General features: G+C 59.4%; 20 protein-coding genes. 5 read left to right on the top strand and 15 right to left on the bottom strand.

Annotation, left to right across the window (positions count from 1 at the left end; all coding sequences use genetic code 11):
• Window positions 1-1689 (bottom strand): beta strand repeat-containing protein (locus tag NKI38_RS27770; RefSeq protein WP_502899398.1); only part of this gene is annotated, 1689 nt, incomplete at its 3' end.
• Window positions 1690-2077: 388 nt separating this feature from the next.
• On the bottom strand, window positions 2078-2803 hold the full coding sequence (locus tag NKI38_RS27765; RefSeq protein ID WP_352663346.1) for a hypothetical protein: 726 nt from the start codon (window positions 2801-2803) through the stop codon (window positions 2078-2080).
• A gap of 188 nt (window positions 2804-2991) precedes the next feature.
• On the opposite strand from NKI38_RS27765, the gene NKI38_RS27760 reads away from it, so the two are divergent.
• Window positions 2992-4452 carry a caspase family protein gene (locus NKI38_RS27760; protein ID WP_352663344.1) on the top strand — a complete coding sequence of 487 codons (1461 nt, stop codon included), beginning with the start codon at window positions 2992-2994 and terminating at the stop codon, window positions 4450-4452.
• A 161-nt stretch (window positions 4453-4613) separates the two neighbouring features.
• On the opposite strand, the gene NKI38_RS27755 is transcribed toward NKI38_RS27760, so the two are convergent.
• From NKI38_RS27755 to NKI38_RS27730, 6 genes are all read right to left on the bottom strand, one after another.
• The gene (locus NKI38_RS27755; protein ID WP_352663342.1) at window positions 4614-5135 is read right to left on the bottom strand and encodes a hypothetical protein; all 522 of its coding nucleotides are present in this window, start codon (window positions 5133-5135) and stop codon (window positions 4614-4616) included.
• A 1069-nt stretch (window positions 5136-6204) separates the two neighbouring features.
• Window positions 6205-6687 (bottom strand): hypothetical protein, encoded by a 483-nt coding sequence (locus NKI38_RS27750; protein ID WP_352663340.1) that lies wholly within the window; start codon window positions 6685-6687, stop codon window positions 6205-6207.
• A gap of 296 nt (window positions 6688-6983) precedes the next feature.
• Window positions 6984-8327 carry a hemolysin family protein gene (locus tag NKI38_RS27745; protein WP_352663338.1) on the bottom strand — a complete coding sequence of 448 codons (1344 nt, stop codon included), beginning with the start codon at window positions 8325-8327 and terminating at the stop codon, window positions 6984-6986.
• Between the two features lie 129 nt (window positions 8328-8456).
• A complete protein-coding gene (locus NKI38_RS27740; protein WP_352663354.1) occupies window positions 8457-9170 on the bottom strand; it encodes a HoxN/HupN/NixA family nickel/cobalt transporter in 714 nt (237 codons plus the stop codon).
• Between the two features lie 21 nt (window positions 9171-9191).
• Window positions 9192-9836 carry a DUF1007 family protein gene (locus tag NKI38_RS27735; protein WP_352663336.1) on the bottom strand — a complete coding sequence of 215 codons (645 nt, stop codon included), beginning with the start codon at window positions 9834-9836 and terminating at the stop codon, window positions 9192-9194.
• A 115-nt stretch (window positions 9837-9951) separates the two neighbouring features.
• The gene (locus tag NKI38_RS27730; protein WP_352663334.1) at window positions 9952-10776 is read right to left on the bottom strand and encodes a class I SAM-dependent methyltransferase; all 825 of its coding nucleotides are present in this window, start codon (window positions 10774-10776) and stop codon (window positions 9952-9954) included.
• Between the two features lie 211 nt (window positions 10777-10987).
• On the opposite strand from NKI38_RS27730, the gene NKI38_RS27725 reads away from it, so the two are divergent.
• Window positions 10988-11569 carry a TetR/AcrR family transcriptional regulator gene (locus NKI38_RS27725; protein WP_352663332.1) on the top strand — a complete coding sequence of 194 codons (582 nt, stop codon included), beginning with the start codon at window positions 10988-10990 and terminating at the stop codon, window positions 11567-11569.
• Here the strand turns inward: NKI38_RS27725 and NKI38_RS27720 are convergent, their stop codons facing one another.
• From NKI38_RS27720 to NKI38_RS27710, 3 genes are all read right to left on the bottom strand, one after another.
• Window positions 11570-12097, bottom strand: a complete 528-nt coding sequence (locus NKI38_RS27720) for a hypothetical protein (protein WP_352663331.1) — start codon at window positions 12095-12097, stop codon at window positions 11570-11572.
• Window positions 12098-12500: 403 nt separating this feature from the next.
• On the bottom strand, window positions 12501-13820 hold the full coding sequence (locus NKI38_RS27715; protein ID WP_502899397.1) for an IS5 family transposase: 1320 nt from the start codon (window positions 13818-13820) through the stop codon (window positions 12501-12503).
• 247 nt (window positions 13821-14067) lie between these two features.
• Window positions 14068-14679, bottom strand: coding sequence for a diguanylate cyclase (locus NKI38_RS27710; protein WP_352663329.1), 612 nt, complete (start codon window positions 14677-14679; stop codon window positions 14068-14070).
• 582 nt (window positions 14680-15261) lie between these two features.
• On the opposite strand from NKI38_RS27710, the gene NKI38_RS27705 reads away from it, so the two are divergent.
• The 3 genes from NKI38_RS27705 (at window position 15262) to NKI38_RS27695 (ending at window position 17980) form a co-directional block, all read left to right on the top strand.
• A complete protein-coding gene (locus NKI38_RS27705; RefSeq protein ID WP_352663327.1) occupies window positions 15262-15426 on the top strand; it encodes an inorganic diphosphatase in 165 nt (54 codons plus the stop codon).
• Between the two features lie 194 nt (window positions 15427-15620).
• Complete coding sequence (locus NKI38_RS27700) at window positions 15621-16535, top strand: YihY/virulence factor BrkB family protein (RefSeq protein ID WP_502899396.1); 915 nt, start codon at window positions 15621-15623, stop codon at window positions 16533-16535.
• 527 nt (window positions 16536-17062) lie between these two features.
• Window positions 17063-17980, top strand: coding sequence for a hypothetical protein (locus NKI38_RS27695; protein WP_352663325.1), 918 nt, complete (start codon window positions 17063-17065; stop codon window positions 17978-17980).
• 165 nt (window positions 17981-18145) lie between these two features.
• Here the strand turns inward: NKI38_RS27695 and NKI38_RS27690 are convergent, their stop codons facing one another.
• From NKI38_RS27690 to NKI38_RS27675, 4 genes are all read right to left on the bottom strand, one after another.
• Complete coding sequence (locus NKI38_RS27690) at window positions 18146-18358, bottom strand: hypothetical protein (RefSeq protein WP_352663323.1); 213 nt, start codon at window positions 18356-18358, stop codon at window positions 18146-18148.
• Window positions 18359-18445: 87 nt separating this feature from the next.
• A complete protein-coding gene (locus tag NKI38_RS27685; protein ID WP_352663321.1) occupies window positions 18446-18634 on the bottom strand; it encodes a DUF3606 domain-containing protein in 189 nt (62 codons plus the stop codon).
• A gap of 157 nt (window positions 18635-18791) precedes the next feature.
• Window positions 18792-20036 carry a PRC-barrel domain-containing protein gene (locus NKI38_RS27680; RefSeq protein WP_352663319.1) on the bottom strand — a complete coding sequence of 415 codons (1245 nt, stop codon included), beginning with the start codon at window positions 20034-20036 and terminating at the stop codon, window positions 18792-18794.
• 263 nt (window positions 20037-20299) lie between these two features.
• On the bottom strand, window positions 20300-20899 hold the full coding sequence (locus NKI38_RS27675; RefSeq protein ID WP_352663317.1) for a cupin domain-containing protein: 600 nt from the start codon (window positions 20897-20899) through the stop codon (window positions 20300-20302).
• Between the last annotated feature and the right edge of the window lie 389 nt (window positions 20900-21288).

Here is a 21288-nt window from a genome sequence, read left to right as displayed (position 1 = left end):
CGTGTTGGGGCCGAGGCCCGTGATATCACCGTCGATCGTGCCGCCGGACAGATCGACGTGGTCTGCGTCGATGCCGCCCTTGATGATGCCGCCGGTGACCGAGACGTTATCGAAGCCGGCGCCGCCGCTGACGTTGCCGCCGACCGTGCCGGCGGAGACCGTGACGGTGTCGTTGCTGTCGCCTCCAAAAATGCCGCCGCCCACCGAACCTCCCGATACGGTCAGCTGATCGTCGCCGGCATTTCCTTCCAACGCATCGGCGATCGCACCGCCGCTGACCGTCATGGTGTCGTTGCCATCGTCGCCAGTGACCGAACCGCCGACCGTGCCGCCGGTCATGTTGAACGTGTCGTTGCCATCTTCCAATGCTACGGTACCACTCGGCACGACAACCGCGAAGACGCCGAGGCCATTGCCCTGGATGATGGCGGTACCCGAAATCGTGACGCTGTCGTTGCCACTGCCGGCAAACAGCGATCCGGTGATCGTACCGCCGCTGACAGTATAGCGATTGCCGCCATCGTCGGCGAAAACGGATCCGTTGACGGTGCCGCCGCTCATCTCGAAAGTATTGGCCCCGGCGCCGAGATCGACATCGGCCGGCGCGACCGTGGTGCCGATCGTGCCGCCCAGAATACGCACCGTGTCGTTGCCGTCGTCACCGGAAACGGTGGATCCGATGGTACCGCCACTGATGACGATCAGGTCGTCACCGGCATCGCCGATGACCTCTCCGGCAAGCGCACCGCCCGAGACGGATATCTGATCGTTGCCGTCGTTGCCTTCCAGGAAACTGTTTATGGCGCCGCCGCGCAAGGCGATGATATCATTGCCGGCACCGCCGCTCACCGAACCCGCAAGCGTGCCGCCGGTCATGGTGAAGGTGTCGTCACCATCCTCCAGTCCGACGGAATCCGGTCCGCCCACGGCCGCATCGACCCCTACGCTGGCATTGCCAGAGATCGATACGCTGTCATTCTGGCTGCCGGCATAGATCGAGCCGTCGATCGTGCCGCCGCTGACCGTATATGTGTTGCCGCCGCCTTCGCCGAATACCGAGCCGGTGATGTGGCCGGCCGTCATGTTGAAAATGTCGGCGCCGGCGGCGAGGTCGACGCGGCCCGGCGCGGTGGTCGTGCCTATGGTTCCGCCGTTGATGTTGACGGTGTCGTTGCCGTCGTCACCGAATATGCTGCCGCCGATGGTGGCGTTGCCAGCGAGCGTTATAGTGTCGTTCCCGGCGCCGCCGTTCACAGTGCCAACCTGTGTACCGTTGCCGGATATCACGGCACTGTCGGTGCCATCTCCAAGGTTGATGTCCTGAATGCTGCCGGCCTGGATGACGACGGTGTCATCGCCCGCCCCGGTATCGAGATTGGCCCTGACGTTGGGGGCGAACGGCTCGCCCAAGTAATCCCCATAGAACATCTCGAACTGGTCTTTGCCGCCAAGGAGCTCGATCGTCCCATCCGCCGGCTGCAAGGAGGTCGACCCTTCCGCGGGCAGGCCGCCTACACTGGGCGTTGTCGACACGTCGTCGGTCAGCTCGCCGCCAAAAATCCTTACGATGTCGTCGCCATTGCCATCGTAGTCATTGATCTCGATCTCCGACGAGTTCTGGAACCCATTAAACCGGGTGGTGAATACGCCATCGATGTCCTGAAAATCACCGGTCGTCCTGCACTCCACCGTAACCGATGTCGTCTGGAACGGATCGCCGTCGCCGTTTGCAGTGGCGGAGCACGCCGCTGCGCCAGATATTTGGAACGTGGACGCTGCCGCTAACGCAAGCAACGAGACTCCCGCCAATTGATAGGCCTCGCGCGGCACTCTCATTCGACCCCACTTTACGAGAAATCGATACCGTCACAAATTAAGACAAACTAAAATAGGCCTCACCCATGTGATTGGGGCTCGTTGACCTGCCTCGCCGAGAGTATACGCGGCGCATTGCTCTACGGCAATGGTTCGGGGTTCACCGTCGGGCGACTATCAGGCCATCTGTGGCGACAAGGTCACTATCGAAAAGCTCGAAGTAAACTATTTACCCCAGTATATCACCGTTCATAGGGCACATTTAGAGATCAGAATAGGCTGCCGAAACGGTCAGGTCTCCGGCATGAGCAATCTTGCGGTCGTAGCTTGCCCATATTTCGCCGCCACACTGTTCCGCCCAGCGGTGACAGAAAGAAAAATCGTCAGGCAAATCCAGTTCCGGCGTCACGATCTTGGCGAACGGCGTCAGGAAATTCTGGAACTGAGCGGTGTACTTGTTCTTTCGGTAACGAGACCGGTCCACCGTCTCGGGCAACTTCTCGATCATCGCCGTCACGCAGTCGCGGGAGACTAGAAAGATACCCGTGCCGCATGACGATACCCGGACAAAGCCCCCTATCTCTTGCCGGGGTTCGACGACGGTTCCAATGAACTCCAGGCTTTGTGTGAAGGCCCTGTCGAAGGGCAGTGTCGACAGTGAGTGGAGTTTTCGCAGATCGACCAGGCGCCGGGGATACAACGTGCCGACCACCGGCTTGTCCAGCGCCAGCATCGCGGCGATCAGATCAGGCGAAAAGCCCATGTCGCTGTCGATCATCAGGATGTGACTGCAATCCGGCTTGTTGTAGTAGAAGTTCGTCAGCAGATAGTTCCGGGAAAACGGGATATCCGTGTACTCGATTTCCGACAGCGTGAAGGCGTAGCTGGACAGGCTGTTGTGGGTCAGGGCCGCGAAGAGGCTGCGAACGAACACGCTTTTGTAGGCTGCTCCGTAAACCGGCAGAGCGAGGTTGATCTTGATCGGCATCGTGTCCTCCACAGTCCAGTGACTGCATAAAAATCCCTTTTTCCTATCTTTGACATGATACTTGGTATAAAAATTTGCTGGCCTTTGGCGGCACGGAGTCCAGACGCTCAGGCATGATTGCATTTGCGTGTGGTGCGTTCGAAGGCTGCCGGATCAAGATTGACGCAGGCTGGAACGAGCATGCCGATATGACCCATCGCCACGGATTCTTCTTGCGCATCCCGCTGCTCATGCTTTTTGTGATCCTGAGCACGGTCGGCGTTCGCGCCGCGGTCGAGCAGAACGCCTCGCCACAGCCGCGCAACCGACTGGCGATCGTCATCGGCAACACGAACTACCAGAGCAAGCGTCTCGAGCACCTCGCCAATGCGGTGAACGACGCGTCGAAACTGTCCGACAGCCTGAAGCGGCTGAATTTCGAGGTTCTGACCGGAACCGATCTCACCGCCGATGGATTCGCCAAGCTTTTCCACGCCGCCGAGGCCAAGCTGCCCGAAAGCAGCGCCGTTCTGATCTTCTACGCTGGCCACGGCATGCAGGTGCAAGGCGAAAACTACCTGCTGCCGATCGATACGCCCGATCCGGAAAACCTGGACAAGCTGACGGCGCACGCCGTCAAGCTGAACGATGTGATCGCCAAATTTGCCAGTCGCGACCGTCAGACCTTCATCTTCCTTGATGCCTGCCGCAACAATCCGCTGGGCAGCGGCGCCAACATCTCCAACGGTCTGGCGCAGGTCGAGGTCGGCGAAAATACGTTTGTCGCCTTCGCGACCCAGCCCGGCAACGTCACCGTCGACGGTACCGGCGAAAACAGCCCGTTCACCACGGCGCTTCTGAAAAATGTCGAAATCCCCGGCTTGAGCATTTCGGACATGATGATCCGCGTCCGCAACGAGACCGAGGCGCTCACCGTCGGCCGCCAGGTTCCGTGGGACCAGTCGAACCTACGTGAACAATTCTATTTCACCGAACAGCAGATGCTCGATCCGGCGCAGTTGAGCGCCAGCCTGTCGCGCATCCTGTCCGATCCCGACGCCAAGATGAAGCTGCAGATCGAGCTCGCCTCCAACGACCTGCAGACCGCCGTGCTCATCGTCGGGCAGACGTTGCGGTCGGTCGAGATTCCGGCGCCGTCAGGCGGTTCAGCGGGGCCGGTCGGCACTCAGGTCGCCAATCTGTCTTCAACCGAAAGCGTTGCAGTCGCTCGCCAGAGCGTCGTCTCCGGCCTCGAAACCCTCATTGTCGGCGCATCGGCGGGCGAAGCGGAAAAGGACAAGGCGGGCGATCTTGCGCGCAGCATTCAGACGGAACTTCGGCGCCTGGGTTGCTACCGGATGCAGGTCGATGGCGATTGGGGCACGGGCTCCATCCGCGCCCTCACCGACTATTACAAAAATACCAAACAGGTCGCATCGACGACCGAGCCAACCGTCGGATTGCTCGGCGATCTCTTTCTGCGCTCCGGCAGAATTTGCAAGCAGCCGGTCATCGTAAAGGCCAAGCCGGCTAAAGTTGCGTCGGATGCCGGCCCCTCGCGAACCGGTCCCAGCCGCAAGGCCGCGAAACGCGCGCAGGCCGCCCCGCAACGCCCCGCAGCCCCCCCACCAGACATTAGTGGGGGCATAGGCATTGGTGGCGTGTTTTAGGATATTGGCGAAGGCCGCGGCTCGGAGCCGCCTCGCTCCTTGAGCACAGCGGTTATGACGCAAAGGCATCGGAACATTTGAAGGGCCGCTATAGGGAGATTGTCCATTGGCGCGCGATCGCGCGGATCAAAACCGCGGGAGCGCGACCGTATCTTCTTTGATCATTGCCTGATGAACACGCCCCTGTAGGTCTGATCGGCGAGCGTATAGGTTCCGGCCAGAGTTCCGTCGGGCAGCATCATAAAACTGACGTCCGCGCCATTCGGGAGGCGCCCAAGCTTCAACGTAGTCCCTACAATTTTTCCTGCGCCTGCGGCCTCTCCCGGATTGTTATCGCCCAGAATTCCCCACGCATAGGTGACCGTCACCTTTCCGTTCGAAGAAACAGATTGAACAGCCAGTTTACCTTCATACGTGCCCTCCAATCGTCCGGCCCAATTGCCCGAAAAAGCAGCGTACTTTGCTGGAACGCCCTTTGAAGGAGGAGTGATTGTCACGGATTGATCCATGATTGCCGAGCCAGGAGGAACAGCGGCAGGATCCAAGGCGGGTTGGGGCGGAATGGTAACAGGATCTAACACAGGTTCGACAGCGGCGGATCGCGGCGGTTCAGGAGCCGATTGACACGCGGCTAGGGCAAGTGCCGCGAAGGCCAGTATGAGGTTCCGCATCAATTTCTCCACATCGTTCTCCGACGACGTACCAAGGCCGGATGTCGGAGACGCCTGATAGGCCGAACAGTGGCCCTAATAGATAGCCGCGCGTCAACCGTATAGCGACTTGCGCGGCCGGGCCTCAGGTGGCTTGTTGGCATGCCTACAGTCAAGCGCGAGGCGCACTGCGCTTGACTGCCTTCTTCGAAAATCTGACCGTGATCCATGAGGATCACACGGTCGGCCAGACCACGCGCAAAGCCAGGTTTTCTCGCTGCGGGTAAGGCGCCTTTTGCCCGAGTCCTGGCCGGTCCCATCCGCCCGCATCGGGTGAGCTCAAGTTGGATGGCCGCCCACTTGCCTGCGGAAACGTCAAGGATGCCCTGCGATCAGGCGCCGAACTAGTCCACCAGAGTTCTGCCCTTCCCCTCTTCTTTTACGGTTGCGGAAGAATGCAGTTCGGCCCGGCAGGCGTGGGGCGATGGCAGCTCACCTCACCGCCAGCGCAGGGCTCATACTGACGTTCACGACTAGGGCAGGCACGCGCGCCAGAAAGTCCATGCCCTCCACCAAATTTCCTCAAACCGAATCTATTGCCCCAATTTGTTCGATAAGCAAACGCAACCGCGACCCAGAAAGTTCGAAAAGCCTCCAGGAACCCGAGCCAAACCGGACGCCGTAGCGGACAATGAGGTTCACGGATAGCCCGGCGAACATCCGCAAAGGAGCGGTCAATATCGTCGGCTAAAGAGCGTCAGAAAAGGGCTCTCGATGGCCCCGTCGTGAGAACGAAAAAAGAAGAGAAGCAGAACTTTCGTGTGCAATTTTTGCACACAACCTCTCGTAACTAACTGATTATATTGATGTATCTGCCCCATCCATCATGGGTGCAATAGCCAGTCTATGCTCTTGATTTTTCAGCATTTTTCTTTAACATCAAATCGTTAGAACCTGCCGAGTGCACACGAATTTACGCCAGAATACGACCCTTTTCGCCACGTTTCGATCTCTCAGTGCACACAGAGCGCACACGAAAAAATGGCCACCTACACAAAACTCTCATCCGGTTCCTGGCGTGTCCGTCGCAAGGGTCGCTATGTCAGCGAGACCTTCCTGCGCCGAGACGACGCACGGCGCTGGGGCAACCGAAGCCGAGCGCCAAGTCGATCGCGGTGAGACGCCGACCAAGTCCCGTATAGCGCGCCTGAAAACTTTCGGCGAACTCATCGACCTTCATATCGACGACATGTGCAATGTAGGCAAGTCCCCTCGCCGCTCCAAGGCCGCAGCCCTCGATATGCTCCGAAGACATCTGGGGAAGTGCAACATCGCAGCCCTTGATCGCGAACGGCTCATTCGTTTTGGTCGCGACCGGGCCGACCAAGGCGCCGGATCGATGACTCTCGGTATCGACATCGGCTTTATAAAACTCATTCTCGCTCATGCCGCTGCAGTTCACGGCCTGCCCGTCAAGGTCGAACCAGTCGATCTCGCGCGTATCGCCCTCAAGAAGACTTGGCCTCGTTGGGAAAGGCCACCAGCGCGACAGACGGCCGACGCAGGATGAACTCGACAGGCTCATCGGTCACTTCGATGCAAACGCTCGCTTAGCAAGATCATACGTTTCGCCGTCGCAACCGCGATGCGCCAGGAGGAGATCTGCAAGGTGCGTTGGTCCGACGTGGAATCTACGCGCATGCTTCTTATCCGTGACCGGAAAGACCCTCGGAACAAGAACGGCAACAATCAGCGCATACCGCTATTCGCACAGGAGCCGTAATGTTGCAGTTCGTCGGGAACGACCGGACGAGGCCGACGCAACTCATCTCGCCACGCAGCACGTTGATGATGGCATACTCGCGCCAGGTGCGTTCGGTCTCAAATGGCTGCAGGCTTGGATGTAGGCAGCTCACGGCGAGCGAGCAGCTTGTCTATCCGCCTTCCGTCCATATCGAAAATCTCGAAGCGCCAGCCCTCGTAGTCGAAGTGCTCGCCAGCTTCCGGAAGATGCCCGAGCCGGGACAGGGCGAACCCGGCGATCGTGTGAAAATCACCCTCTGCCGCCCCTGATCGAAAGCCGAGGCGAGCGAAAGCATCGTGCGCCAGCATCATACCGTCGATCAGCAGGGAGCTGTCTTCACGCTCTACGACGTCGGGGTCCTCACCGTCCAGATCCGGAAGGTCGCCTGCGATGGCTTCGAGCAGATCGGTCTGGGTGACGATCCCCTCCAGAGCGCCATATTCGTCGATGACGATCGCCAGGCGTACCGGTGCCCTCTTGAACCGATCGAGAACGCGGAATATCGGCGTTCCTTCATGAACGATCACGGGGTCGCGGATGACCGCCATTGGATCGAGCGTTTTCCCGTCGAGCACTTGGTCGAGGAGATCCTTCTTCAGGATCATGCCGATTGGTTCATCGATCCCGCCACGGCCGACCAGAAGCTGCTCATGGCGACATTCACGGATGGTACGCAGAATCTCGTCTGGACTGTCCTCAGTGTCGATCCAGTCGATATCGCGCCGCGGCGTCATGATATCGGCGATGCGCCGATCGCCAATGTTGAAGACGCGCTCGACGAGCTCCTGCTGGGTCTGGTGAAGCAGCCCTGCCTCCTGGCTCGCCGCGACAAGCAGCTTCAGCTCTTCAGGCGAATGCAGGGACTCCTCGCCCGTGCCTGGCCGCAATCCGCAGAGACGCAACACCAGATTGCCAAGACCGTTCAAAGCGAAGATCGCCGGCCTGAGCAGGAACAGGAACAGGCCTAGCGGCCGCACCACCCAGAGTGCCGTGCCCTCGCTACGCTGAAGCGCCAGGCTTTTCGGCGCCAACTCGCCCAGAACGATGTGGAGAGCAGTGATGATAATAAAAGCAATTGCTACGGCGATTGTATGGGATCCGGCGGTGGCAAGAGACCCCATCGCTCCAACCAGCAGTGGCTCGATCAGATGGGCGAGTGCAGGTTCGCCAACCCAGCCAAGCGCCAGCGACGAAATGGTGATACCCAGCTGGGTCGCGGCAAGATTGGCATCGAGATTCGCCAAGGCTCTTTGAAGCAGCCCGGCATTCAAGCGTCCAGCGGTAACAAGTTCGTCGACTCGGCTCCGCCTGACCGCCACCAACGCAAATTCGGCGGCTACAAAGAAGCCATTTGCGCCAACGAGTACTAGAACCAACAGAATTCCAAGAATGTCGCGTAGACTACCATCGTCCGCCGGCATGATATCCTCTGCTTGATCTGACTGGGGGGATCTGTGAAGCGTATTTGGCGCCATTGCGCAACCGCATTGGGCTCAGAATTATCACGCGGAGCTGCTGCCCCGACGCGGGGACTCTGGCTTTGGACAGCGTTAGGAAGAAGTGATTTGCCAGACCGCTACGCCGGCTAGAACAATTCCGGCAGCGCCTTCGATCGTCCGCGAAATGGCATCGAACAGGCGTGGCCGGCTGTCGAAGAAATGCACCAGGCGCTCCCGAAACAGGATCGACAACACCGCAACGCAAGACAGCGTCAGCGCCACGCCGGCCATCATGGTGATTGCAAACAGGATACCGGCGAGCGGAACGCCTCTGGATATTGCGAAGGTCATCACGAAAAGCGTCAGCGGGCATGGGATCAAGCCGGCCATCACCCCAACCGCCTCGCCCTCATGCTTGTGGTGATGGCCGTGGCTCAATGCGCGCCAGAGCATCCAGATGCCAATCAGGCCAAGCAACCCGCGGCTGACGTCTTCCAGTAGCGGCGCACGGCCGACACTGCCCAGGGCAATCGATACCAACGGCAAAGAGAGCGCCGCGATCAGCACGGCAATCGTCACATGCGTGAAGGAAAGTGTCAGTGATACCCGAAGACCGCGCGAAACCTTTGCGTCCGAACCGGCCAAATACGTGGCCAGTAGGGCTTTGCTGTGACCCGGCGTCAGGGCATGCGCCGCGCCGAAAAGAACGCCCATCGGCAGAAAGGCCGTGAAGGCCAGCCAATCGCCGCCAGCCGAAAGCAGTTTGATCTGCTCGGCAAGCGCCAGGTAGATCGTGCGCTGGAACTCGACCAGCATCTGGAACATGGCCATCGAACCGGCTCCGCTTCAGCCGCAAGTCAGTTCGAGGCGTGTCGCGAAAATCTTGCCGAGATCAGTCCCCGTCGGGTCACTGAAGAACGCGTCTGTCAGGCTCTTCTGGTTCTGCGCGATGGCCGTATCCGGATCCGGACGCACGACCGCGCGTGAGCAGCCTTGAGGCAGGCCAGCCACAGCAATCTTGTCGTCGTCGGTAAAATCGATCGCCGTGTAGAAGGTCGGGTCGTACACGCCGATGCTGACTTTTCCAGCAAGGGCCAACGGGTCCTTCGGCTGTGTTTCGAACTGGACGACGAGTCGATCGTTTTCATAGCTGACGCTGAACTTCGGCGGCGGCGCCATCGTCACGTCCTTGCCGTTCAAGGTCACCATCTGAAAATAGTTGTACTCGGCTAGCGACGCATGGACGGTGAGAGCGACGTCATCCAGTTCCTTTGCGTCGAGGACAAGGTCGGAATTCTTGTCGAATTCCATCAGCACGGTGCTGGAAAAGAGGTCGTCGAAACGCCAGGAATGCCGAAGCGACTTGACCGTTCTGTCTGGACCGACGGTCAGGTCCAGCTTCGCTTCGGCAAACACATGCGGATGGGCGTTCGCCGCCGCGGCGGAAGCGAGCAACAGCGCCGCGCCTGATACTATGCCTGTCAGCTGCATTTTTCGCTCACATTTCGCTCGTCGATTCCAGATCAGGTAGCACACCTGCCATTGCAAGCAGGCCGAAATGGGACATACCAGAACAGGTCGTCATGCAACTAGCGTCTGAGCATGATCACGACGCCTGGCCTGGCTGGTCCTTTTTCACCGTTGCGCGAATATAGTTCAGGTTCTTGGTTCCGACGGCGCCGATATCGCTGACCTGGAATCCGCTCTCGGTCAACAGCGAGGCGACCGACTGCATATCGATATGACCATGCTTGTGGAGCCTGGGCAATCCAGACTTGCGCACCGGCCTGCCGAAATCGATGAGCAACAGCCGGCCTGCTGGCTTCAAGACGCGTGCCGCCTCGCGGATGAAGGCCGATCGAACGGGCTTCGACAAGTGATGCAGCATCAGCGTGCCGACGACGATGTCGAACTGCGCGTCCCTGAAGGGAAGCTCCTGCGCCGTCCCATTGACGAAAGTCAGATCGAGACCGGACCGTTCGGCCTTGGCGCGCGCCCGCTCGATCATTTCGGCCGACGCATCGACGCCGGTGACGCTTCCGTCCGAACCGACCAGCCGCTTCGCGGCAATGGCAAGGGTTCCCGTGCCGCAGGCGACATCGAGCATCGCTTCGCCGCGCTGGAGCTTTGCCGGGCGAAGCATGAGCTCGCGAAACCGGCCCTCGCGGCCAAAGGTCAGAACGCGCGCAAGCAAGTCATAGGCCGCCGCCCGGTGCAGGACGATGCCAATGCCCCGGTCGCTCGCGATCTGCGCACCGTTGCCAACGAGCCCCCTGTGACGCAGGCTGCCCCACAGCGCCAGTCCCGCGATCACCGCAAGGAGGAGGCCGTGGAATGCCGCCGTCCAGGCGCCGGCCTGAATGTAGCCCATGCCCAATTTGGCGAGGACGAGGAAGCCGGCGACCAGCGACAGCTTGGCAAGCAGGGCCAACGCTATCATCCTCTTGCGCGAATGCGGTCCGTTACCGGCGGGATGATCAGATGAGTGCATGTCTGGCGACCTTCTGCTTCATTGCGGCGTGCCCAAACCCGATTTGAGCTCCTGGACTTGGCGTATCATAATGGACACAATGTCTGGAATGCTGTTGTCGGACATCGGACCGCCGAATGTCCGAAACCGGGCACCGCAGGGGGCCATGGCCATGAAAATCGAACGTGCGGGCGAGCGAAACACGATCGATCGACGCGTTGCGCGGACGCGCGGCCTGCTGCAGGACGCGCTCATCGCCCTGATCCCGGAGCAGGGATATGCCGCCATCACCGTTGATGACATTTGCCAGCGGGCCAATGTCGGCAGGTCGACCTTCTATACCCACTATGGCGACAAGGATGCTCTGCGCAGCGCGACCATCGAGGCGCATCTGCGGTCGATCGGCCGCAGGCGCGAGGCGGCAAGTCAAGAAACAGGTAGCCGCCTGTTTGAGTTCAGCCTGCCCATGTTCGAGCACGCCCATGTATTCCGACCGCTTCACCACGCATTGCTTGCAAGCAGCGGCGATACGATCCACGACGAATTGCGTGAGCGTATCCGGCGAGCCGTCCGGGAAGAACTCGTCGAGAAACGGATCGGCGATCGCGGCATGCCTGCCGAATTCGCCATTCAGTTCATCGCCGGCGCATTTCTTGCGGTCCTCGCCTGGTGGGTCGCCACCGACATGAACCTTTCACCGGCACAGGCAGACGAGCTGTTCCAGAGGATGGCGGGAAAAGGCGTCGGCGCCTGATTAGTCGTCGGCTATCGAGCTTGCAATGATCGAATTCGCTCGCTCCTTGTCGACCGGCGATGTTAAATGGACGAGCTGTTTTCGATTGCCTGCAATCAATATGTAAAGTTTGGAGACCTGATCTCCATTCCGGTCCTCGCTGATTTTTTCGGCGTCCGTACGGGCGAAGAAGCGCTGCTCGAATGTCGCGCGGTCGACGTCGAACAGTCTGATGGAACAGGTCTGCACGGCCTTGCCGTTCAAGGTAGCTTTGGTCACCGCGATTATGGTCCCGGCAGGTAGATCGTTGCCAGTCACGGCCCACCCCTGAAAGGCCTCCACGTCATCGACTGGAGCAAGCGCTGCGTCACCGGATAGCGGTGTCCATCCACGCGTCTTCGCCACAGCGACGGTTCGCTCGAAGTCGGGGCCATGGGCAAGACAGGTTTGGTGAAAAGCTTCTAGCCCGAGATCGACATTGTCGGCATACACCGGTGTCGATGTCAGGCAGACGCCTGCGAGCGCAAAAGCGACGAGAACTCTCGACATATCCGTTACACCTCGCGCTGAAGAGCGAGCACCGGTGCGAATAAGATGGAGCCGTTGGCACGCTGGTCAAGATTTACGGCGCCTCGCCGGATCGCGCCAAGGGGCGCTACAGGCCTGCCGATTGCCCTCGGCGTCAAGAAGTGCCGCATCAAAGGCGCCCGATATAGCGCACGTCAGCACGTCATACTGAGCGAATAATCCTCAAGATGCGCACGGGCAACCGTCGTTTCACGCGCCTGACCTTGCGTTTTCGAAAGAGTTCGAGAACCTTGTGCGAAAAAGGCATTTGTCCCGATTTGACCGCATGCCCAATGGTTAAAAATCGTCTGGAACCGTTCCACTGGTCATGCATTATGGCCATAGCGGTCGATTTCTCAGGAGTCGACCGTGAACAATCCGGCCCCTAAGCGGCGACCGGCTTGGGCCGGAGTTGGAAGAGAGCGATCAAGAGCAGGAGGGAGAAGTTGTAGCCGGCGGCAGCCAGGATGGCGTTGACGGCGTCGCCCTGCTGGCCGGCGAGGTAGTTGCGGCCCATGCGATGCTCGGCCTTGATGTGGCCGATCACTGGCTCGACCGCCGACCGCCTCCGCATCTGGCGTTTGATGGCCGGAGTGACGCGGCGTTTCTGGCCGCTGGTGAAGACCCTGAACCTGTGGCTCTGGGGTGCGTTGTGGCCGCGATAGCCGGCGTCGGCGAGAATGCGGCCGATCTGGTTGCCGATGGTCTCCTCCATGTCGGGGATGACGCTTGCCAGCGTGTGGCCGTCATAGGGATTGCCGGGCAGTGCTTTTGCATGCAGGGCGAACTGGCCACCCTTGGAGCGCTTCAGCGTGGTGGCCACCGACACCTTCACTCCGAACTCGTAGGGCATGTGCGCCTTGCCCTTGCCGATGCATTCCACCTCGTGCGCGTGCAGGCTGTAGATCTTGCGGCCGCGCTGGCGCTGGCGCTGCTCGAGAACGGTGGCGGCCTGGTAGAGCGGCCATTTGAAGAGCGCGTCCAGCCTCGCATCGCCGGCGACCTGGCGACCGATGTCGCGAATGGTCCGGCCGAGATAGGTCTTGAGCCTGCGCAGCGCCTTGTTGGCCCGCTTGAACTGCTTGGCGTGGGCATAGCGCTGGTGCTTGATCAGCGCCAGCTTGCCGACCCGCACATAGGTCTGGCGCAAATTGAGCCCCGTCCTCTTGGCCAGCCGCACCAGCCGCTCGCGCGCCCGGTGAATGAGCTTGGCATCGGTCGGGAACATCACGTTCTTCGGCTGCACGGTTGTGTCGACGATCACCTGGCGCGTGTCGGACGGCTTCATCGCCCCGGTCTTGACCGCGAGGCTGAGGCTTTCCTGCAAGAGCGCCGCGATCCGCTCCTCGCCCATGCGGCTGCGCCAGCGCGTCATCGACGAGCGATCGAACGGCAGCGCGTGGCAGAAGAATTCCTCGCCGCAAAGATACTGGAAGTAGGGGTTCTCCACCCAGCGCTCGCACAGCACCTCATCCGACAGGTTGAAAGTGTGCTTGAGGATGGCCAGCCCCGCCATCAGCCGGGTCGGCAGCGGCGGCATGCCGGGGCCGTCCGAATAGACGGCGCCGAAACGCTCCTCCAGCACCGGCCAGTCGATCGCCTGCGCCAGCCGCACCAGCTCGTGCTTCATGTTGATGATCTGATCGAGCCTGGAGCGGAACAGATCCTGCTTTCCCGTCTCGCGCTTCTCGCGTGGCCTGGACATTCGCCGTCCCCTCGATTCGCCGCCGCCGAACCAAGTGAATCACGCTCCGCAGCACAAGGGAATCGCAAAACCGAATTGCAGGAAAACAGCCCCCATAAGCCGCCAATCCTGCAATCCAAAAGCCGCTATCCGCCTCAATCAACATGCCAGATCAACGGCTTGCGGATAGTTCACGGTCGACGATTTCGCGGAGCCGAGAGAAAAATAGTTGGCCAATCCGCTAGCTTTTGCACTGGGTGGCTCAAAGCTACTGAATTGCTTGAATTAGCGTCTTGTTGAAGATCCCGATTTGGCGCGGCGCGCCTTGTTGGGAATCAGTCTCAACCCGTTGGCGTGAAGGCCGCGAACAAATTCCTCCAGGTAAGGGAGCAATTCGAACAAAAGAACGAGGATCATAATCGTGGCAACGTAACCGTGGCTCGGGTTTCCAGGCAATTTCGAACCGAGCAGGTTCTAGTCCAAAACCGAACAACGCCTGAAATTGCACCCAGTGAAGCGAGACCACGCTGACGATTCCAATCAACGGAATCATCTCTAGAAAACTATGCACGTGCTGCTCAACGGGCGAAACGGTTCGGGCTGTGGTCGCGTAGCTGACGTCCCACATGGCCGTTGCCTCATGCGCAACGAAAGCCACCAGCATCGTTGCGATGATCAATGCATTGACTTCCAGAAACATCGCCGCCAGCAACGGTATGCCGACTTCGACAAACATCAGGAGATGAATGAGCGATTCCTTGGCGCCGGTGGTCGATTCGATATGCGATGCACGGTGGCACAACCAATCGGCAAACCCTGCGATGAGCCATAACGGCAGTACGAAATACATCAAAATCAGCACGGTCGGATCAGATAGCATCTTGATTCTCCGAAACGACCGAAAGCCTTGTGAGTTAGCTCAGGGAATGACGACTATGGCAGGCGGGCTTTTGTTGGCGCCGGCAAGCTAGCGCCAGCCAGGATGAACCGTTCCGTTTTGTTGTGTGTCCTCTCGCCGCTTCTCAATTTCGTAAGTCAGCCAACGGCAGAACATCCCAACAATGGATGACGCGCCGCCGCCGAGCAAACAGGCAGTAAGCAAGGGCTGTTTGAAGCGCTCGACCAACTTACGATGGCTAGCAGGATCACACTCACCGTTGAGATCAAATAGCCCACGCCTTCAGTTGTTATGCCTAACCTCCTCAACAGCCTCAAGTCCATGGAACATTCTTCACGTTCTGAAGTTCCATGGCCTGCCAAGTCGGCGACGGCCGTGGCCGTTTCCATCGAGCGTTGTATCGAACCGAAAGAGAGAGGCTCTTGATGCTTAATTATCTAAAGCTACCAACAACCACGAAGGGCCTCATCAAAGTGGCAATCGAAACTCCGCGTGGCGCGACGGGAAATTGGCTTTCGAGCTGGAAGGTTGGTCTTCGGCTGCGTCCGTCCTCTGCCGGTTGGAATGATCTATCCCTACGACTGGGGCTTCACCCCCTCAGCATTAGATGAAGATGGAGATACTCTCGATGGGCTTGTCATTTATCAGGCCGCCACTGCCCCTGGCGTGGTCATCAAACGCAATTTGCTTGGCGCATTGCACGTCAAGCAGAAGGACGTGGGTCGTTGATTGCAAATGGGTGACCGTCGAAAACGGACCTGATGCTCGCCCATCGGAACATCGGAAGTTCTCGAGCATTGCTAGTGGACGCCATCGCAACTCACAGCCTTCAAATGCCATCCACGATAGCAGACGCCTGGAATTTGGCCCGAGAATGCATAGTTGGCTTTGTCAACGACAACGCCCTTAGTCATGGCGCCGCAATGGCTTTTTACGCCACCACGTCGCTGGCTCCAATCCTGCTGATTGTGATCGCTATCGCAGGTCTCGCTTTCGGCCATGAGGCTGCACAACTAGCTTTGTCTGCGCAGATCTCGGGGCTAATGGGTCCAGAAAGCGCAGGTCTCCTTCAGACCGCGCTCGAGAGCGCATCTGGCAAGCCATCCGGGGTTTGGGCGGCGGTCATTGGCGTGGTCATGTTGTTCGTGACCGCTTCCGGTGTATTCGGCGAAATGCAGCAGTCTTTGAACATAATATGGAACGTCGAGCCGCAGGGCATGTCATTGTCGCGCCTGGTCCGGGCACGTGCGGCAAGTCTAGGTTTGGTCGCCGCGCTTGGTTTTATGTTGATCGTATCTCTTGTAGCGAGCGCAGCGATCTCGGCGCTGGGGAACATCATAAACGCTCAGCTGCCGTTCGGCACAATCGTCCTCGGGGTGATCAACGCCGTCGTTTCGTTCGTCCTGATCTCAGTGATGTTCGCTGCCATCTACAAAGTTTTGCCCGATCGAACCCTGGAATGGCGCGATGTCGGGATTGGTGCTGTTGTGACCGCTGCCTTGTTCACGCTCGGAAAGTCGCTGATTGGCTGGTATATCGGCACGAGCGCGATCGCATCTTCGTACGGAGCCGCTGGTGGACTCCTCGTCATACTACTCTGGGTTTACTACTCGTCGGAAATTTTTCTGCTCGGTGCGGAGTTCACTCGCGCCTATTCTGTTCGTCACGGCAGTAGGTCCGATCTGGATCCGGCGGCTGATAGCGCTTTGCCCGCAAAAAACGTCGTGCCATTGCGGGCAGACCAAGAGGTCAACGCTTCTGGCGTCGTCGCGCTGATAGCCATGGCGTGCGTGAGTGCATTGATGACCATTCTTATGCTGGGTCGCCGGCGCCAGTAAGATATGGAGCCGATGCAGGCGCCGGAGCCGGCGTGGGGGCAGGTCTACAGGCGCCGGGACTTTTACAGCTGAAGGGGTTCTGCCGGCGCCGGGCGCGGCGCAGGTGCCGGAAGTGTTTTGCGCCTAGAGTAGCGGTTGCGGTTCCCAAACTATTGGGCCTTGCCACCGACTCAATCACAGACCGGCCAAGCGATCCAGCTCTCGAAAATGCGGCGCGATGCGAGGCAGGAGGCGGGCGCGGGGTAAACTTGCGCACGTCATCGGAGGGAAGAAGTCACGACGACGCGCGGCTTGTCGCCAGTCGAGTAAGTACCGTGCCTAGCCAGTCTCGCATCGTGGCCCTTCAGAAGAGCTTGCCGCATCATGCATAGCGATGGCTCTGGAACGAAAGCCTTCATGGAGAATTGTTACTTCGTCTCAGCACCTTAAAGGAGGTCGATATGGGCCGAGGTATCTTGCTTTGGTTGCTCGGGGTTCCGATCCCAATCATCATTCTGATTATGCTTTTTGCGCGGTAGGGGGCGAAAATGGAAAGCGTGCTTTCATCGACAGAGATCACGCCGGTCTCTGAATCATCCTCATCCGCTGTCAGCTGGGGGCCGATCGTCGCGGGCGCTTTCGCGGCCTCGACGCTCACGGTCATTCTGATGCTGGTCGGCTCCGGTCTAGGATTGACCATGGTTTCGCCCTGGACTGGGTCGAGCGCTTCGACCACGACCTTCGCGGTTTCGGCGGCTGCCTGGCTTGTCATCGTTCAATGGCTATCAGCTGGCGTAGGCGGCTATCTCACCGGTCGGCTGCGCACCAAATGGGTAAATGTTCACACCGACGAAGTCTATTTTCGTGACACCGCACACGGTTTCCTTGCGTGGGCGCTGGCAACGTTGCTTGTTGCCGGCGTGCTCGGCTCGGCTCTTTCGGCGGCGCTGGGCACGGGTGTGCAGGCTGCATCCTCCGTGGCGTCAGGCGCCGCGATGGGGGCAACGACGGCAGCCGCAAATGCGGCCACGACAAATGCCTCATCTTCTGGCATCTGGACCGGCTATTTTGTAGATTCTCTGTTCCGGACGGCGACCCCCGCTGCAGCGCCTGCCAATGAACAGAACGGCGCCACCGCTACGGAACAGGCAACGCGAATCCTGTTCGCGGGGGCGGCAAATGGCGAGGTATCGCCTGAGGACAAGGCCTATCTGGCGCAACTCGTCGCCGCCCGCACGGGCCTGTCGGACGCCGATGCGAAGACCCGGGTGGATGCGGTGATCGCCAAGGTCGATGACGCCAAGCTCAAGGCCAAGCAGGCGGCCGATACAGCGAGGAAAGCCACCGCATCCTTCGCGCTTATAGGCGCATTGTCGATGGTTATCGGCGCCTTCATAGCGAGCGTTGCGGCAGCGTACGGTGGCAAGCAGCGCGACGATGAGGAGGCCCTCGTTCTGACCCGTTGAAGTTTGGATCGCATCGGCCGGCGGTGGGCTTGGCCTCACGGGTCAATTCATCGCCGGTCGAACCAATGAGATGATCGAAGCCAAGGAGCAATGAGGCGACCTCACTGTTGATGACCGGTGCACAAGGATCTGAATAGCGGACGCGAGCCTTGGCCACTGACACAGTCAGAGAATTTTGCTGGTGAGTTCCAAGACAATGAGTGAACCGTCGGGGGATTCACCTTCGGGCAGGTGCAATACCCGCGAAACGCGCAGATTGGCGGAGACTCCATCGAGCGACATTGAAATGCTCTCGCCGGTACGTGGCACCGCCTGAAATGTAATATTGTCGATGAATTGGCTATCGTCGACCGAAACGCGACACTGGACGGACATCATAAGAACCTCCCAAAATGCACGCGGCCAACCAGGCGCGGGCCATCTGATTCATAACTGGAGCGACCTGATCTTGGCCTGTTGGTCTCGCTATCGCGTGCCAAGCGCCTTTGCCTCGCGCTCGAGTGTTTCACGGTCATTTCCATGCTTGGCAACAAGTTCGCGGACCTGCGGGATGGTGAGGCCGAACTTGCTGGCGAAATAACCAACCTCATACTCCTCGTCGCCCGCAACCCTGGTTCTGTCGCGAAAATCCCGCTTGCTCTTGTCGTCGGCCATCTCGGCGTCTCCCTTCAAGGTTCTGTCCCTCGATGAAGTTCGCAAACTCAACGCGCCGCCAGACCCTTAGTTGCTTTGCGGACTTGCCCGGCCGCTGCTTTGTCGAACTTCTCATATGACAAAAGCCCGCATCGTTGCCGGTGCGGGCTTTGACGGGCTAGCGTAAGATCATGCGCTGTTCGTTGCGTTTTTGCACGTAGGTGCCTTTGTCATAGGCCGTTTGAGCCTCGAGCTGCTCTTTTGTAAACGTCGTGTAGAGGTAGCGCCTGCCGTTCTTGTCGGTCATGAACTTGAGATTGTCCATGCCGACCGCGACCTCTTTCTCGCCGACACCGAGAAAACCACCGACATCGATGATGACCGCATCGACTGTCTTCTCGCCATTCAGCACGACGTCGCCGATCTCGCCCACATTGACGTCGTTGGCGCCGTAGACGGTCGTTCCAACGAAATCTTCGGCCCGGATTTCTCCTATCGGCGTTTCGGTCAACGTCGATTTGTCGATAGATCCGGTTGTGGTCTGGTCGGCGGGCGCCGGCGCTTTCTGCGCGGAGTCGCTGGGCGGCGCTGCCGGAACGGCAGCGGTAGGGGCCGGCGCAACTTCATTGGATGCGGTGGCCGCCGGCGCGGGGTCATAGGCCTTGCGGTCGAAACTTGGCTGTGACTCCAGCGCTTCCTTCGTGGTCTGTGCGACCACAAAGCGCGAGCCGTTCTTTTCAGCCCACTGCGCCTTCTCGAAATCGTAGGCGACGTCCTTTTCGCCAATCCCGAGGAAGCCACCGACTCCGAGAATGAGCGACTTCGCCTTGCCGTCCTTGGCTAGAACAATATCGTTCACATCGCCGATGTTCTGGGCGTCGTTGCTGGTGCCATTGTAGACGGTTTTGCCTATCATGGCGGTTGCAAGAACTGGCATAGCCGCCGACACGCTCTGCGTCGTATCGGTCGACGTCGAAGGCGGAGTTTTATTCGCCGCAGAAGGCTCCAAAGCCACACGGTCGAAGTCTGGCTGGCCCTTCAGCTCGTCCTTGGTGGTCTGGGCGACGAGCCAACGATCGCCGTTCTTCTCGGCCCATTGAAGCTTGCCATAATCGAAAGCAACTTCCTTGGTGCCGAGCCCAAGGAAGCCGCCGACGCCAATAACGACGGATTTCGCCCGACCATTGGTGTCAAAGACAACATCGCTAACCTTGCCGATGTTTTCGGCATCATCGCCGGTTCCATTATAGACTGTTTCACCGATGATGTTGGTTACCAAACTGCCGTCAGCGCGCGTTACCTGCGAAGCCGGCGCCTCCGTAGCGGGTGCCTGCGCGGGTTTCGGCGTCGTAGCCTGCTGCGCATAACCGCCCGTGGCGGTCAGCATCGCAAGCGCTGTCGTGGCTAAAAGATTGCGAAACATGTAAGTCTCTCCTTTTGCCTGACTAATGCACGCCGCTCGTCTTCGAAGACATCAACGCGGCGTCTGCTGCATTCAAAACGTTATCAGCCGGGCTCTAGTTCCTGCGTCGCTGTGCGGTGAGATGCAAAAGCGCGCGATCTGCAGTACTGCGCGGGTGCAAGATCAGGAATGTGCATGCCCGGCAGGAGCCGCTGGCCGGAAAGACCTTCGATGCGGCCTGTAGCGCGTCGCTCGTGCGCGTCTCAACGGGGCGCACTTCGTCCTCATTTTTTCCATACTGACAGCAGCGGGCCTTTGGCCCCATAGACCGGATCTTTCCGTGGGCGGCCAACCCTGGGAATCGTTCGCAACGCCTGCTCATGTTCCTGGGCGGTCGTGCATTCGTCATAGGTGCCCGATGCCGGATAAGCACCGACCACCAGGAAGTCATCACTCTCGGAGAGGCATTGGTGTCCGGTGCCGGCCGGAAGAACGGCCACGTCGCCGGCCTTCAGGGATAATATCCGGCCCCTTTTGCCTCCAAACCGAACCCTGCCGGTTCCGCGCGCAACCCCAAGCACCTCGTGTATGCGGGAATGGTAATGAACGTAGTGATAGATGCCGTCACGCCAGCTGTCACGCCAGCCATTCGCCTCGAAAAGCTCTTCCAGTACGGCCGCGAAGTCGAATTGCTCCATCGGCTTCACGGCGGCACGATAGACGACAAATGGCCAGAACGGATGGTTCGGCACGAGGCCATCGTCCTTGAACCGAAATTCGAGTGGTTTCTTCAACCTCACCAATTCGGCGAGGTCATGCGTTCTCGGTCGGCCAATACCCGTCGCCAACTCGGCCGCCTTCTTCACGCTTTCAGCAATACTCACTTCTTTCCTCGCGCTGGAATGTGAGGGGCCAGACAGAGCAGTGAGGACGCCTCCGCTCTGGTCTCGACAAATCTCAACCAGCCGCCCCGCACTTTGTTCCTTTGCCGGATGGCCGTTGTCCAAGCCGCGATGTCAGAAAAACGCTTTGCTTCCGGGAGCGACGAACAGCCAGCCTCACGGTTGACCGGACCGCAATCGAATTGCGCGCCACGAGGTGGCCAGCAGCATACGGTGCTCGAAAGGTTTCGTGGTTTGCGCCCGCCGGCTTAAGGCCGCCAGCTGGCAAAGCGCGGGGTACCTGATATTCGACGGCTACACAAACCGCCAACATGCAATTTTGCTAAAATACCTGGAACCTATTGCTGCTCCGCGCCTTGAATCGCCGTTCG

The organism is Mesorhizobium sp. M0621, from assembly GCF_040320745.1.
Classification (GTDB): domain Bacteria; phylum Pseudomonadota; class Alphaproteobacteria; order Rhizobiales; family Rhizobiaceae; genus Mesorhizobium.
Note: the sequence above shows the minus strand (reverse complement) of the source record. Positions and strands in the feature narration are given on the sequence as shown.